The organism is Enterobacter asburiae (genome assembly GCF_001521715.1).
Classification (GTDB): Bacteria; Pseudomonadota; Gammaproteobacteria; order Enterobacterales; family Enterobacteriaceae; genus Enterobacter; species Enterobacter asburiae.
This window is the reverse complement of sequence record NZ_CP011863.1, coordinates 2,007,830-2,021,607: the sequence shown is the minus strand read 5'-3', so window position 1 is coordinate 2,021,607 and position 13,778 is coordinate 2,007,830. Positions and strand designations below refer to the sequence as shown.

13 protein-coding genes, 3 tRNA genes and 2 pseudogenes are annotated in these 13,778 nt (G+C 52.1%); 15 read left to right on the top strand and 3 right to left on the bottom strand.

Annotated features, from left to right (window positions below):
* The first annotated feature begins 240 nt into the window (after positions 1 to 240).
* The 9 genes and pseudogenes from ACJ69_RS09970 to ACJ69_RS25915 all read left to right on the top strand — a co-directional run.
* Positions 241 to 1,065: a flagellin N-terminal helical domain-containing protein gene (locus ACJ69_RS09970; RefSeq protein ID WP_023312294.1), complete on the top strand. Its 825-nt coding sequence runs from the start codon at positions 241 to 243 to the stop codon at positions 1,063 to 1,065.
* Positions 1,066 to 1,127: 62 nt separating this feature from the next.
* Positions 1,128 to 2,333 carry a flagellin lysine-N-methylase gene (fliB, locus tag ACJ69_RS09965; protein WP_059346979.1) on the top strand — a complete coding sequence of 402 codons (1,206 nt, stop codon included), beginning with the start codon at positions 1,128 to 1,130 and terminating at the stop codon, positions 2,331 to 2,333.
* Positions 2,334 to 2,462: 129 nt separating this feature from the next.
* On the top strand, positions 2,463 to 3,182 hold the full coding sequence (locus tag ACJ69_RS09960; protein WP_014170714.1) for an RNA polymerase sigma factor FliA: 720 nt from the start codon (positions 2,463 to 2,465) through the stop codon (positions 3,180 to 3,182).
* A 54-nt stretch (positions 3,183 to 3,236) separates the two neighbouring features.
* A pseudogene (gene fliZ / locus ACJ69_RS09955) lies at positions 3,237 to 3,788 on the top strand (flagella biosynthesis regulatory protein FliZ).
* An 86-nt stretch (positions 3,789 to 3,874) separates the two neighbouring features.
* The gene (tcyJ, locus tag ACJ69_RS09950; RefSeq protein ID WP_023336163.1) at positions 3,875 to 4,675 is read left to right on the top strand and encodes a cystine ABC transporter substrate-binding protein; all 801 of its coding nucleotides are present in this window, start codon (positions 3,875 to 3,877) and stop codon (positions 4,673 to 4,675) included.
* 106 nt (positions 4,676 to 4,781) lie between these two features.
* Complete coding sequence (dcyD, locus tag ACJ69_RS09945) at positions 4,782 to 5,768, top strand: D-cysteine desulfhydrase (protein WP_059346978.1); 987 nt, start codon at positions 4,782 to 4,784, stop codon at positions 5,766 to 5,768.
* A gap of 21 nt (positions 5,769 to 5,789) precedes the next feature.
* Positions 5,790 to 6,458 carry a cystine ABC transporter permease gene (tcyL, locus tag ACJ69_RS09940; protein ID WP_014884380.1) on the top strand — a complete coding sequence of 223 codons (669 nt, stop codon included), beginning with the start codon at positions 5,790 to 5,792 and terminating at the stop codon, positions 6,456 to 6,458.
* Positions 6,455 to 7,207, top strand: coding sequence for an L-cystine ABC transporter ATP-binding protein TcyN (gene tcyN / locus ACJ69_RS09935; protein WP_023336161.1), 753 nt, complete (start codon positions 6,455 to 6,457; stop codon positions 7,205 to 7,207). The genes tcyL and tcyN overlap by 4 nt, the downstream gene beginning before the upstream one ends.
* 221 nt (positions 7,208 to 7,428) lie before the next feature.
* Positions 7,429 to 7,518 (top strand): annotated as a pseudogene (locus ACJ69_RS25915) (transcriptional regulator SdiA); the annotation flags it as partial.
* Positions 7,519 to 7,665: 147 nt separating this feature from the next.
* Here ACJ69_RS25915 and ACJ69_RS09930 read toward each other — a convergent pair.
* Positions 7,666 to 8,646, bottom strand: coding sequence for an IS5-like element IS5 family transposase (locus ACJ69_RS09930; RefSeq protein WP_000019402.1), 981 nt, complete (start codon positions 8,644 to 8,646; stop codon positions 7,666 to 7,668).
* Positions 8,647 to 8,771: 125 nt separating this feature from the next.
* Here ACJ69_RS09930 and uvrY point away from each other — a divergent pair, with 125 nt between their 5' ends.
* The 6 genes from uvrY to ACJ69_RS09900 all read left to right on the top strand — a co-directional run bounded on the left by uvrY (position 8,772) and on the right by ACJ69_RS09900 (position 12,308).
* On the top strand, positions 8,772 to 9,428 hold the full coding sequence (gene uvrY / locus ACJ69_RS09925) for a UvrY/SirA/GacA family response regulator transcription factor (protein WP_013096026.1): 657 nt from the start codon (positions 8,772 to 8,774) through the stop codon (positions 9,426 to 9,428).
* On the top strand, positions 9,425 to 11,257 hold the full coding sequence (gene uvrC, locus ACJ69_RS09920; RefSeq protein ID WP_029741944.1) for an excinuclease ABC subunit UvrC: 1,833 nt from the start codon (positions 9,425 to 9,427) through the stop codon (positions 11,255 to 11,257). The genes uvrY and uvrC overlap by 4 nt, the downstream gene beginning before the upstream one ends.
* 56 nt (positions 11,258 to 11,313) lie before the next feature.
* Entirely contained in the window at positions 11,314 to 11,862 is a 549-nt protein-coding gene (gene pgsA, locus ACJ69_RS09915; RefSeq protein ID WP_023312285.1) for a CDP-diacylglycerol--glycerol-3-phosphate 3-phosphatidyltransferase, read from the top strand.
* Between the two features lie 152 nt (positions 11,863 to 12,014).
* Positions 12,015 to 12,090: transfer RNA gene (locus ACJ69_RS09910), tRNA-Gly, on the top strand.
* A 46-nt stretch (positions 12,091 to 12,136) separates the two neighbouring features.
* Positions 12,137 to 12,210: transfer RNA gene (locus ACJ69_RS09905), tRNA-Cys, on the top strand.
* Between the two features lie 11 nt (positions 12,211 to 12,221).
* A tRNA-Leu gene (locus tag ACJ69_RS09900) sits at positions 12,222 to 12,308 on the top strand.
* 129 nt (positions 12,309 to 12,437) lie between these two features.
* On the opposite strand, the gene ACJ69_RS09895 is transcribed toward ACJ69_RS09900, so the two are convergent.
* Both ACJ69_RS09895 and ACJ69_RS09890 read right to left on the bottom strand, forming a co-directional pair.
* Positions 12,438 to 13,454 carry a tyrosine-type recombinase/integrase gene (locus ACJ69_RS09895; protein ID WP_049120727.1) on the bottom strand — a complete coding sequence of 339 codons (1,017 nt, stop codon included), beginning with the start codon at positions 13,452 to 13,454 and terminating at the stop codon, positions 12,438 to 12,440.
* Complete coding sequence (locus tag ACJ69_RS09890; RefSeq protein ID WP_032609568.1) at positions 13,438 to 13,686, bottom strand: DUF4224 domain-containing protein; 249 nt, start codon at positions 13,684 to 13,686, stop codon at positions 13,438 to 13,440. The genes ACJ69_RS09895 and ACJ69_RS09890 overlap by 17 nt, the downstream gene beginning before the upstream one ends.
* Positions 13,687 to 13,778 lie beyond the last annotated feature (92 nt).

Sequence of the window (13,778 nt, the reverse complement as noted above, 5' to 3'; positions counted from 1 at the left end):
TGAAAAAGTGTGTGCCTTTTTTGTCATCTCTTTGAGCGTTAAAAAAGCGTAAATAATAAGCCTCTGGCAGACCTTAATTGATTTTTTAAAAATAAAATCATCAATAATCAGTGGGTTATAATTTTTTCAAAATTGATTCTAAAGTCTTTTGGGGACCCGTCGATAACCTTGTTGACGGTGAGAGACGCTGTGAGTGTTAGGCACCGGACCTAAAACCCAATTTTTGAAGGAAACAAAATTATGGCAGTTATCAATACTAACCTGTTGTCCCTGACCACTCAGAACAACCTGAACAAATCTCAGTCTTCTCTGGGCACTGCTATCGAGCGTCTGTCTTCCGGTCTGCGTATTAACAGCGCGAAAGACGATGCTGCTGGCCAGGCGATTGCAAACCGCATGACCGCTCAGATCAAAGGGATGACTCAGGCAGCGCGTAACGCCAACGACGGTATCTCCATGGCGCAGACTGCTGAAGGTTCTCTGAACGAAATCAACAACAACTTGCAGCGTGTTCGTGAACTGGCTGTTCAGGCAAGCAACGGCACCAACAGCGCATCTGACCTGGCTTCTCTGCAGGATGAAGTTACCGCTCGTCTGGCTGAAATCGACCGCGTTGCGGGCAAAACTGACTTCAACGGCATCAAACTGCTGGACGGCACTGCAGGTACTGCTGGTGTGGTTAAAATTCAGGTTGGCGTTAACGACGGCGACACCATCAACCTGGATCTGAGCGGCGCTAAAGCTGACTCTACTACTCTGGGCGTGAACGCTATCGACCTGAAAGCAATGACCGCTACCGACCTGAACACCATCGACAAAGCTATCGCTACCGTTGATAAAGCACGTTCTGGTCTGGGTGCTGTGCAGAACCGTTTCACTTCTGCAATCAACAACCTGAACAACACCTCTAACAACCTGTCTGCTGCTCAGTCCCGTATCCAGGACGCTGACTACGCAACTGAAGTTTCCAACATGTCCCGCGCGCAGATCCTGCAGCAGGCTGGTACTTCTGTTCTGTCTCAGGCAAACCAGGTTCCACAGACCGTTCTGTCTCTGCTGCGTTAATATTACGCGTGAAACCCCGCTTCGGCGGGGTTTTTTTATCTCTGCTATTTGAGAATCCGCCTGTGAAACAAATCAGTGTCACTCAACCAAAGCTGGTCGCAGATTTTTCATGTGTCGGTGGGGAATGCCGTGAACATTGTTGTCAGGGCTGGACCATCGCATTTGATAAATCCTCCGTTAATCGCTACCTGAACAGTAAAAATGCCGCCATTCGTCAGACGGCGAAAACGGCGATAAAAGTCACCAAAAAGCAGTATGGCAACTGGGGCGAAGTGATTTTCCATACGGAAAGTAAAAACTGCCCGTTTATGGATACGGAAAAACTCTGTTCTATTCATAGCGCCATGGGTGCCCAGGCCTTAAGCCCAACCTGTTCGTCGTTCCCGCGGACAAACCGGGTCTATAAAAATGAAATCGAAAAATCGCTGAACCTCTCGTGTCCGGAAGTGACCCGACTTCTGTTGAACGATCGAGAGTCTATGTCGATGATGGAATCCATTAGCGTCCAGCAGGACGTCAATAATGCGCCGATGATTGATTTGAAGGCAAAGGTCATCAATCTCTTCTGCCAGAATATTTTCAGCGTTGAGGGCGTCAGCGTTGAAGAACAGGTTTACGCCGTGGTGAAATTCCTCATGGTGGCTGAAAAGCTCGATAATCTCGAAGAGAATATCGGCACGCTCGAAACGGTCTATTTCTCGCTGGTTAACGAGCTGGTGAGCGGTAAAATCAAAACGGAATTAGGCGGATTTAATCAGAACTACAGCCTGAAATTCGCGTTAATTTCGCTCATCCAGAGCTACTTCACGAAGAAAGCGACAGCCCGCGGCGGTGCGGTATTAAACCGTTATTTTACCCAACTTTATCAAGAATTTGAGTCTGCGGGTGACACCGTGCCGGCAGAGAAGGTCATGGAGAACATCGAGTCCGTCTGGCGCGATGTGGCGGGCAGTTACCTGGCGACCAATGACCATTTATTTAAGAACTTTTTTAAATACAAACTGTGGGAGCAGGGCTTCCCGCAGAACAATGGCCGCAGCATGTTGAATAACCTTTATTTAATCGTCGCGGAGTTCTATTTCCTTAAAACGTTACTTGCCGGTCAGGCGATCGTGGCGGGGAAAATTGAACAAGATAATATTATTGATGTTATTTACAGCTTCCACTCCCTTAGCCAGCATAATCAGGAAGCGGGAAAGCTCTTTCATCAACATATAGATAGCGTCAAACTGGGCGACGATCTTTCATTGTTACAACTGTTAATTTAGCCAGAAAAGTTGCCCCTGTTGTGGGCAACCTCAGAATAACCTCACTTTATCCCCCTTTTTCATCCAATTGAACGCCCTGCAGAATCGGATAATCATGCCGATAACTCAACTAACGCAGGGCTGTTTATCGTGAATTCACTCTATACCGCTGAAGGTGTAATGGATAAACACTCGCTGTGGCAGCGTTATGTCCCGCTGGTGCGTCACGAAGCATTGCGCCTCCAGGTGCGCTTGCCGGCGAGCGTGGAACTCGACGATCTGCTACAGGCGGGCGGTATCGGGTTATTAAATGCAGTTGACCGATACGACGCTCTGCAAGGAACGGCATTTACGACTTACGCAGTTCAGCGTATTCGTGGTGCGATGCTGGACGAGCTGCGCAGCCGCGACTGGGTGCCGCGCAGTGTTCGCCGCAACGCGCGCGAAGTGGCGCATGCGATGGGGCAGCTGGAACAGGAACTGGGACGTAACGCAACGGAAACCGAAGTGGCGGAACGTCTTGGCATTGCTGTTGAAGAGTATCGTCAGATGTTGCTCGATACCAATAATAGCCAACTCTTCTCTTATGACGAGTGGCGCGAAGAGCATGGCGATAGCATCGAGCTGGTGACGGACGAGCACCAACAGGAAAACCCGTTACACCATTTAATGGAAGGGAATTTACGCCAGCGCGTCATGGAGGCTATTGAAGCTCTGCCTGAACGCGAACAGCTGGTATTGACCCTTTATTACCAGGAAGAGCTTAACCTCAAAGAGATTGGCGCTGTTCTGGAGGTGGGAGAGTCGCGGGTGAGCCAGCTGCACAGCCAGGCCATTAAACGCTTACGAACCAAGCTGGGTAAGTTATAGGTGATTGATTCACCTTGAAAATGCCGCACAACGTATTGACAACCAGGAGTTATCATGACGGTGCAGCAATCTAAAAGACGGCCTTTAAGCCGCTACCTGAAAGACTTTAAACACAGCCAGACGCATTGCGCCCACTGTAACAAGTTACTCGATCGTATCACGCTGGTTCGCCGGGGCGAAATCGTCAATAAGATTGCGATTTCGCGTCTCGACACGTTGATGGACGAAGCAGCATGGCTCGAAGAGCAAAAAGAGTGAGTGGCGCTTTGCCGTTTCTGTGGGGATCTCCACTGCAAAGAGCAAAGCGACTTCTTCGATATTATCGGCTTCAAGCAGTTCCTGTTTGAACAAACGGAAATGAGCCACGGCACCGTTCGCGAATATGTCGTTCGCCTGCGCCGCCTTGGGCAACATCTGACCGTAAACAATATTTCTCGCGATCTGCTGAAAACCGGTTATCTGGATGAAAATCTCGAGCCGTGGCTGCCTGCAACCAGCACCAACAACTACCGAATTGCGCTGCGCAAGTATGCTCAATACAAGGTACAAATGCCGGGTGCCATAAAGCAGAAAGCCCACGCCGGAACAACTTCTGATATATATTAAAAAAGAATAAGATGTAGCGCAGTCGCCTTTGACGTTGCAGGCGATTTCTCTACACTACGTAAAAATTCCACTATATCGGGGTATTTATGAAATTTGCACTTCTGGGTCGTCAGGCGCTGATGGGTGTTATGGCCGTTGCGCTGGTTGCGGGTATGAGCGTGAAAACGTTCGCCGCAGAAAACCTGCTGAATAAAGTAAAAGAGCGCGGTACGCTGCTGGTCGGGCTGGAAGGAACCTATCCTCCGTTCAGCTTCCAGGGCGATGACGGTAAGCTGACCGGTTTTGAGGTGGAGTTTGCTGAAGAGCTGGCGAAGCACCTCGGTGTTAAAGCGTCACTGAAACCGACCAAATGGGACGGTATGCTGGCGTCGCTGGATTCCAAACGTATTGATGTGGTGATTAATCAGGTAACCATTTCTGACGAGCGTAAGAAGAAATATGACTTCTCTACGCCGTACACCGTGTCCGGTATTCAGGCGCTGGTGAAGAAAGGCAACGAAGGCGGAATTAAAACTGCCGCGGACCTGAAAGGGAAGAAAGTCGGCGTCGGTCTGGGTACCAACTACGAAGAGTGGCTGCGCCAGAACGTGCAGGGCGTGGATATCCGCACCTATGATGATGACCCGACGAAATACCAGGATCTGCGCGTGGGCCGTATCGACGCCATTCTGGTTGACCGCCTGGCCGCGCTGGATCTGGTGAAGAAAACCAACAATACCCTGGCGGTAGCGGGTGATGCGTTCTCTCGTCAGGAATCAGGCGTTGCCGTTCGTAAAGGTAACGAAGACCTGGTCAAAGCGATTGATTCCGCGATTGCTGACATGCAAAAAGACGGTAGCCTGAAAGCGCTCTCCGAGAAGTGGTTCGGTGCAGACGTCACGAAATAAGTTTCTGCCGTAAAAAAAGGCGCTTTTAAAAGCGCCTTTTTTATTTCTTTCGCGTCTGCGTGCATAATGCAAAATATCACATTTTGTCAGAGTTACCGGAGAACCCATGTCACTACAGAATTTAACGCGCTTTCCCCGCCTGGAGTTCATCGGCGCGCCGACGCCGCTGGAGTATCTGCCGCGATTTTCTGATTATTTAGGGCGCGATATTTTTATCAAGCGTGACGACGTGACGCCGATGGCGATGGGGGGCAATAAGCTGCGCAAGCTGGAGTTTCTGGCGGCTGATGCACTGCGCGAAGGCGCGGATACGCTCATTACCGCCGGGGCTATCCAGTCAAACCACGTTCGTCAGACGGCGGCAGTGGCGGCAAAGCTCGGGCTCCACTGCGTGGCATTGCTGGAAAACCCGATTGGCACGCGGGCAGAAAACTATCTCACCAACGGCAACCGCCTGCTGCTGGACCTGTTTAACGTGCAGGTCGAAATGGTCGAGGCGTTGACCGACCCGACCGCCCAGCTCGACGAGCTGGCGACGCGTCTGGAAGCGCAGGGGTTCCGCCCCTACGTTGTCCCCGTCGGCGGTTCGAACGCGATGGGCGCGCTGGGGTATGTGGAGAGTGCGCTGGAAATCGCGCAGCAGTGCGAAGGCGCGGTAAGCCTCTCCTCCGTGGTTGTTGCGTCCGGCAGTGCCGGCACGCATGCCGGGCTGGCGGTGGGGCTGGAACAACTGCTGCCGGACGTCGAGCTGATTGGCGTGACGGTGTCCCGCAGCGTCGCCGAGCAGAAGCCGAAAGTGGTCACTTTACAGCAGGCGGTAGCCGAGCAGCTGGAGCTGAAGGCAAAGGCCGACATTCTGCTCTGGGACGACTATTTTGCGCCTGGTTACGGCACGCCTAACGAAGAGGGCATGGAAGCGGTGAAGCTGCTGGCTCGCCTCGAGGGGATACTGCTCGATCCGGTCTATACCGGCAAAGCGATGGCCGGACTGATTGATGGCATTGCGCAGAAACGCTTTAAGGATGAAGGGCCGATCTTATTTGTCCATACCGGCGGGGCGCCTGCGCTGTTTGCCTACCATCCTCATGTCTAAAAATCAGGTCGAAAAATAATAATGCAAGAAAGTATTCAACTGGTTATTGATTCTCTGCCGTATCTGCTGAAAGGGGCGGTATTTACGTTACAGCTCAGTATCGGCGGGATGTTCTTCGGGCTGGTGCTGGGATTTGTGCTGGCATTAATGCGCATGTCACCCATCCTGCCGGTACGCTGGCTGGCGCGCTTTTATATCTCTGTATTTCGCGGCACGCCGCTTATCGCCCAGCTCTTTATGATCTACTACGGCTTGCCGCAGTTTGGTATCGAGCTGGATCCGATCCCCGCAGCGATGATTGGTCTGTCGCTCAATACCGCGGCGTACACGTCAGAAACCCTGCGAGCGGCGATCTCCTCCATTGACAAAGGGCAGTGGGAGGCGGCTGCCAGTATCGGGATGACGCCATGGCAGACGCTGCGTCGGGCCATTCTGCCGCAGGCGGCACGCGTGGCGCTTCCACCGCTGAGCAACAGCTTCATTAGCCTGGTGAAAGATACGTCCTTGGCGGCAACGATTCAGGTACCGGAACTGTTCCGTCAGGCGCAGCTCATTACTTCGCGCACGCTTGAAGTCTTTACCATGTATCTGGCCGCCTCGCTGATTTACTGGGTGATGGCGACGGTGCTGTCTGCTCTGCAAAACTACTTCGAAAACCAGCTTAACCGCCAGGAGCGTGATCCAAAATGAGTGCTATCGACGTCAAAAACCTGGTGAAAAAATTCCACGGTCAAACGGTGCTCCACGGGATCGATCTTGAAGTAGAGCAGGGTGAAGTGGTGGCGATTATCGGACCAAGCGGTTCGGGAAAAACGACGCTGCTGCGCAGTATTAACCTGCTTGAACAGCCGGAAGGCGGCACCATTCGGGTAGGGGAGATAACGATTGATACCGGGAAATCCATTAGCCAGCAGAAAGGGTTAATTCGCCGCCTGCGCCAGCATGTCGGCTTCGTTTTCCAGAACTTTAATCTCTTCCCGCACCGTACGGTGCTGGAGAACATTATTGAAGGACCGGTCATTGTAAAAGGTGAATCGAAAGAGGACGCGACGGCGCGCGCGCGCGAACTGCTCGCTAAAGTCGGGCTGGCGGGGAAAGAGACCAGCTATCCGCGCCGTCTGTCGGGAGGGCAACAGCAGCGCGTGGCGATAGCGCGCGCGCTGGCTATGCGCCCGGACGTGATCCTTTTTGATGAACCGACCTCTGCGCTCGATCCGGAACTGGTGGGTGAGGTGCTGAACACCATTCGCCAGCTGGCGCAGGAAAAACGGACGATGGTGATCGTGACGCATGAAATGAGCTTTGCACGCGATGTTGCTGACAGAGCCATCTTCATGGATCAGGGGCGGATTGTGGAGCAGGGGCCGGCGAAAAGCCTGTTCGCTAACCCTCAACAGCCGAGAACCCGTCAGTTCCTTGAAAAATTCCTTATGCAGTAGAATTTTTGCACTAATTTGCTCCAGAAATTTAGGCTGGAGCAAATTATTCTCCCTTCGGGGGCAGTCGTTTGCTTTTTTATTCCATCCGGCCCGGATAAACCTTATCAATAGTAAAGTTAATTGTGCTAATGCCGATATTTTGTAGTTAGAAAAAAGATTTATGTGTTAGGTTATATTCACCATAATAATGATTATCTTTTCAGAGGCTTCATTTAGTAAGTATGAAGGATTCAGACTTTTTCACCTGGCGACGGGATTGCTCACTCCGGTTTCAGGAATTGACGAGTACCGATGAGGTATATCGGGAACTAGGGAAGGTGCGAATAAGCGGGGAAATTCTTCTCGGCTGACTCAGTCATTTCATTTCTTCATGTTTGAGCCGATTTTTTCTCCCGTAAATGCCTTGAATCAGCCTATTTAGACCGTTTCTTCGCCATTTAAGGTGTTATCCCCAGTTTTTAGTGAGATCTCTCCCACTGACGTATCATTTGGTCCGCCCGAAACAGGTTGGCCAGCGTGAATAACATCGCCAGTTGGTTATCGTTTTTCAGCAACCCCTTGTATCTGGCTTTCACGAAGCCGAACTGTCGCTTGATGATGCGAAATGGGTGCTCCACCTTGGCCCGGATGCTGGCTTTCATGTATTCGATGTTGATGGCCGTTTTGTTCTTGCGTGGATGCTGTTTCAAGGTTCTTACCTTGCCGGGGCGCTCGGCGATCAGCCAGTCCACATCCACCTCGGCCAGCTCCTCGCGCTGTGGCGCCCCTTGGTAGCCGGCATCGGCTGAGACAAATTGCTCCTCTCCATGCAGCAGATTACCCAGCTGATTGAGGTCATGCTCGTTGGCCGCGGTGGTGACTAGGCTGTGGGTCAGGCCACTCTTGGCATCGACACCAATGTGGGCCTTCATGCCAAAGTGCCACTGATTGCCTTTCTTGGTCTGATGCATCTCCGGATCGCGTTGCTGCTCTTTGTTCTTGGTCGAGCTGGGTGCCTCAATGATGGTGGCATCGACCAAGGTGCCTTGAGTCATCATGACGCCTGCTTCGGCCAGCCAGCGATTGATGGTCTTGAACAATTGGCGGGCCAGTTGATGCTGCTCCAGCAGGTGGCGGAAATTCATGATGGTGGTGCGGTCCGGCAAGGCGCTATCCAGGGATAACCGGGCAAACAGACGCATGGAGGCGATTTCGTACAGAGCATCTTCCATCGCGCCATCGCTCAGGTTGTACCAATGCTGCATGCAGTGAATGCGTAGCATGGTTTCCAGCGGATAAGGTCGCCGGCCATTACCAGCCTTGGGGTAAAACGGCTCGATGACTTCCACCATGTTTTGCCATGGCAGAATCTGCTCCATGCGGGACAAGAAAATCTCTTTTCTGGTCTGACGGCGCTTACTGCTGAATTCACTGTCGGCGAAGGTAAGTTGATGACTCATGATGAACCCTGTTCCATGGCTCCAGATGACAAACATGATCTCATATCAGGGACTTGTTCGCACCTTCCTTAATATAAACCAAATTATCACTCAGTAGCGTTATCCCTATTCTGGAGACATTTCCTTTGATCAACGTCCTTCTTGTTGATGACCACGAACTGGTGCGCGCAGGGATACGACGCATTCTTGAAGATATTAAAGGTATTAAAGTTGCCGGTGAGGCGTGCTGCGGCGAAGATGCGGTAAAATGGTGCCGCACAAACTCGGCCGATGTGGTACTGATGGATATGAATATGCCCGGTATCGGTGGTCTTGAAGCAACACGCAAAATCGCACGTACCTTTGTTGATACAAAAGTCATCATGCTGACCGTGCATACCGAAAACCCACTGCCCGCGAAAGTGATGCAGGCGGGCGCAGCGGGCTACCTGAGTAAAGGTGCTGCGCCGCAGGAAGTCGTCAATGCAATCCGTTCCGTGTTTGCCGGACAGCGCTACATAGCGTCCGACATTGCTCAACAGATGGCGCTGAGTCAGATCGAGCCCGAGAAAACCGAATCACCGTTTGCCAGTTTGTCCGAGCGTGAATTGCAGATTATGCTGATGATCACCAAAGGTCAGAAGGTGAATGAGATCTCGGAACAGCTGAATCTCAGCCCGAAAACGGTGAACAGCTATCGTTACCGGATGTTCAGTAAACTGAACATTCATGGCGACGTTGAACTGACGCACCTGGCCATCCGGCACGGTTTGTGTAATGCGGAGACGTTGTTAAGTCAGTGAGTGATGTGTTCGATTCAAAAGCATTTCTGAAAACCGTAACCAGCCAGCCTGGCGTCTATCGCATGTATGACGCTGGCGGTACGGTTATCTACGTGGGGAAGGCAAAAGATCTTAAAAAACGTCTCTCCAGCTATTTTCGCAGCAACCTGGCCTCCCGTAAGACAGAAGCGCTGGTCTCACTCATTCAAAATATTGATGTCACCGTCACGCACACCGAGACAGAAGCGCTGCTGCTTGAGCACAACTATATAAAGCTCTACCAGCCGCGCTATAACGTCCTGCTGCGTGATGATAAATCCTACCCGTTTATTTTTCTGAGCGGCGACACTCATCCGCGCCTCGCCATGCACCGCGGTGCAAAACACGCCAAGGGCGAATATTTCGGGCCGTTCCCTAACGGCTATGCCGTGCGAGAAACGCTGGCGCTGCTGCAAAAAATCTTCCCGATCCGCCAGTGTGAAAACAGCGTTTACCGTAACCGCTCGCGCCCGTGCCTGCAGTACCAGATTGGACGCTGCCTGGGGCCCTGCGTGGAAGGGCTGGTAAGTGAAGAAGAGTATGCCCAGCAGGTGGATTATGTGCGCCTGTTCTTAGCCGGAAAAGACGATCAGGTCTTAACGCAGCTGATCGCGCGTATGGAAAAAGCCAGCGCCGCACTCGAGTTCGAAGAGGCCGCGCGGATCCGCGACCAAATCCAGGCGGTGCGCAGAGTCACTGAGAAACAGTTTGTCTCGAATACCGGTGACGATCTCGACGTCATCGGCGTAGCCTTTGACGCCGGGATGGCCTGCGTGCACGTGCTGTTTATTCGCCAGGGCAAAGTGCTCGGCAGCCGCAGCTATTTCCCGAAAGTACCCGGCGGTACTGAACTGGGTGAAGTGGTTGAAACCTTTGTCGGCCAGTTCTATCTGCAGGGAAGCCAGATGCGCACCCTGCCTTCTGAGATCCTGCTCGATTTTAATCTTGACGATAAAACCCTGCTGGCCGATTCGCTCTCTGAACTGGCGGGCCGTCGGGTGAATGTACAAACCAAACCGCGCGGCGATCGCGCGCGTTATCTGAAGCTGGCGCGAACCAACGCGGCGACGGCACTCACCACTAAGCTGTCGCAGCAGTCGACGGTGCACCAGCGCTTAGCGGCCCTGGCGACGCTGCTGAAGCTTCCGGAAGTGAAACGTATGGAGTGTTTCGACATCAGTCACACGATGGGGGAACAGACGGTGGCGTCGTGCGTGGTATTTGATGCGAATGGCCCACTGCGCGCCGAATATCGCCGCTATAACATCACCGGGATCACGCCGGGCGATGACTATGCGGCCATGAATCAGGTGCTGCGTCGTCGCTATGGTAAAGCCATAGAAGAGAGCAAAATCCCGGATGTGATCCTGATTGACGGCGGGAAAGGGCAGCTTGGCCAGGCAAAAGCGGTATTTGAATCGCTTGATGTCAGCTGGGATAAAAACCATCCGCTGCTGCTGGGCGTCGCAAAAGGGGCCGACCGTAAGGCCGGTCTGGAGACATTGTTCTTCGAGCCGGAAGGCGAGGGCTTCAGCCTGCCGCCGGACTCCCCGGCGCTGCACGTCATCCAGCATATTCGCGATGAATCACACGATCATGCCATCAGCGGTCACCGCAAAAAACGGGCGAAGGTGAAAAACACCAGTAGCCTGGAAACGATCGAAGGCGTGGGGCCAAAACGTCGGCAGATGCTGCTGAAATATATGGGCGGATTGCAAGGATTACTCAACGCCAGCATGGAGGAAATTGCAAAAGTGCCGGGTATTTCGCAAGGGCTGGCAGAAAAGATCTACTACTCGTTGAAACATTGAGGGCTCTGTAGCAACATAGAGCTAAATTTTACTGACAACAAACAGTTACCGTCATTATGCAATTTAATATCCCTACGTTGCTCACTCTCTTTCGTGTTGTACTCATCCCGTTCTTTGTACTGGCGTTTTACCTGCCGGTCGTCTGGGCACCTTTCGCCTGCGCATTGCTCTTTCTGATCGCGGCGGTCACCGACTGGTTTGATGGCTATCTGGCCCGTCGCTGGAATCAAAGCACCCGTTTCGGTGCCTTCCTCGATCCGGTGGCAGACAAAGTGATGGTCGCTATCGCCATGGTGCTGGTGGCCGAGCACTATCACACCTGGTGGGTAACGCTGCCCGCAGCAACCATGATCGGCCGTGAGATCATTATCTCTGCGCTGCGCGAGTGGATGGCGGAACTGGGTAAACGCAGCAGCGTGGCGGTCTCGTGGATTGGTAAAGTCAAAACGACGGCGCAGATGGCGGCGCTGGTCTGGATGCTCTGGCGTCCGAACGCCTGGGTTGAATGGGCGGGAATTGGTCTGCTGTGGGTAGCGGCAGTGCTGACGCTGTGGTCCATGCTGCAATATTTGAACGCTGCGCGCGGGGATTTGCTTGATCAGTGATCGTTTCGCCGTAATTTTCAGCAAACGATCCAGGGATGCAAAAAATAACGTTGACTCATAACGTCATATCAGTAGAATGCAACGCATCGAACGGCGGCACAGCAAGCCGGACGATAATGAAATCAAGTGGTTAGACGTTTACTTGATGACATGCGGGAATAGCTCAGTTGGTAGAGCACGACCTTGCCAAGGTCGGGGTCGCGAGTTCGAGTCTCGTTTCCCGCTCCAGATTAAAGACATGCGCAGTAGCGGGTGTCAGTTTGAAAAGTTTTACGGCGCGTTAGCAAAGCGGTTATGTAGCGGATTGCAAATCCGTCTAGTCCGGTTCGACTCCGGAACGCGCCTCCACTTTCTTCCCTGGCCGGATGGTGGAATCGGTAGACACAAGGGATTTAAAATCCCTCGGCGTTCGCGCTGTGTGGGTTCAAGTCCCACTCCGGCTACCATGGGAAAAAGCAGAATAATCAAAGCAATAAGCAGTGTCGTGAAACCACCGAAAGGTGGTTTTTTTATGCCCGAAAATTGTTTTTCCGAAGATGCGTCCGAAGATGAATTTCCGTCGAACGCATATCCAATCAGTTTTTTTGCCCTCCAACTACCGGCACCACTTTTACCTTCCTGTCATAAATTGCTGTTTGTCTCGAGTTTTTATGGCCGGAGATTGCCTGTTTCTCTTCGAGGCTACCCTCGAGATCAGAGATGCCTTTTGCTTTAAGATCGTGGAAAGTGAAATCAATCGACAGGTGAGGGTATTTAGCCTGGGCTGCCAGCTTTGCCTCACGCCAGCGCGAGTTAAAACCATCACGGGTGTATTTGCTTCCACTGGGCTGATGGATAAGAAACAGACTCCTTATGCCTGGCTTTAGAGGCAGTGCGCGCGCCAGCGAAACCGCTGCGCGTAAACGGGGTGTCCATGCTTTGATCTGCTTCACGCCAGTTTTACCCTGGCGGATAAATATCCCCATATCGCTAATCTGCTCTTCACTTAAAGACAGGACATCGCTTTGCCTAGCAACGCATAAATAAGCGATTTCCATTGCAGCTCTGACCACATCAGCTCCAACCTCATATACAGCTTTGTATTCTTCATCTGTCACATAGCGCTCACGTGATACTTCCTTGAATTGCTTAACCCCCTGACATGGGTTTCTTTCTACATATCCGCGTTCGTAGCCCCAACGAAATACCCGTGAAAGGAAACTCTTTTCCCTGTTTGCCTGCGTTCGGCTGGAAATACCACGCTGATCCATATAACGCCGAATGTGCTCGGGCTTTATTTTATTGGGGTCTGTTTTGCCAAAAACGGGTAATACCTTACCCGAATATTTCGTGTAATCCTTTCTGGTTTCCGGTGACAAATCCATAAAGTCGGGGGAGGCCATAAACATATCTGCGAGGGTTTGGAATGTATTTTTCCTGACTTCTTCGCCCACGGCTTTTTCATACGCCAGCCATACCGATGCTTGCGTTTCGTTAAGAGCGCACAGGCGAACGGCTTTGTTATCTTTAGTCCGAAATTCATAAGCAGCTTTGCCGCGATATACACGCGGTGGCATCCAGCTGTCAGCGGGGTTTTTACGCTTTCCGGCCATCAAATACGGCTCCGAAGTCTGGTTCTTCATCCTCGCGCACCGGAGTGATTTCCTGGTTGCGGTATTTAATGGGGTTCATAAAATGCCCCCATGTTGTTTTAGGGTGGCCGTCCGCTCTTTCCATAAAGAATATCCCGGCTCGACGCAGAGCGTCGCACTGTTTTGATTTAAGCGGAGTCCCCGTCAGTTCTATCATCTCTTCTCGGGTGATAATGTCGTGATCGTGTCTCATGGTCTTTCCTCAACATGCGGTATATCGCATCGTCAGCGTCTCTACAGGCACGCTCTATATCCGACCTGGTCAGGGTCTTCTTTCGTACGCTC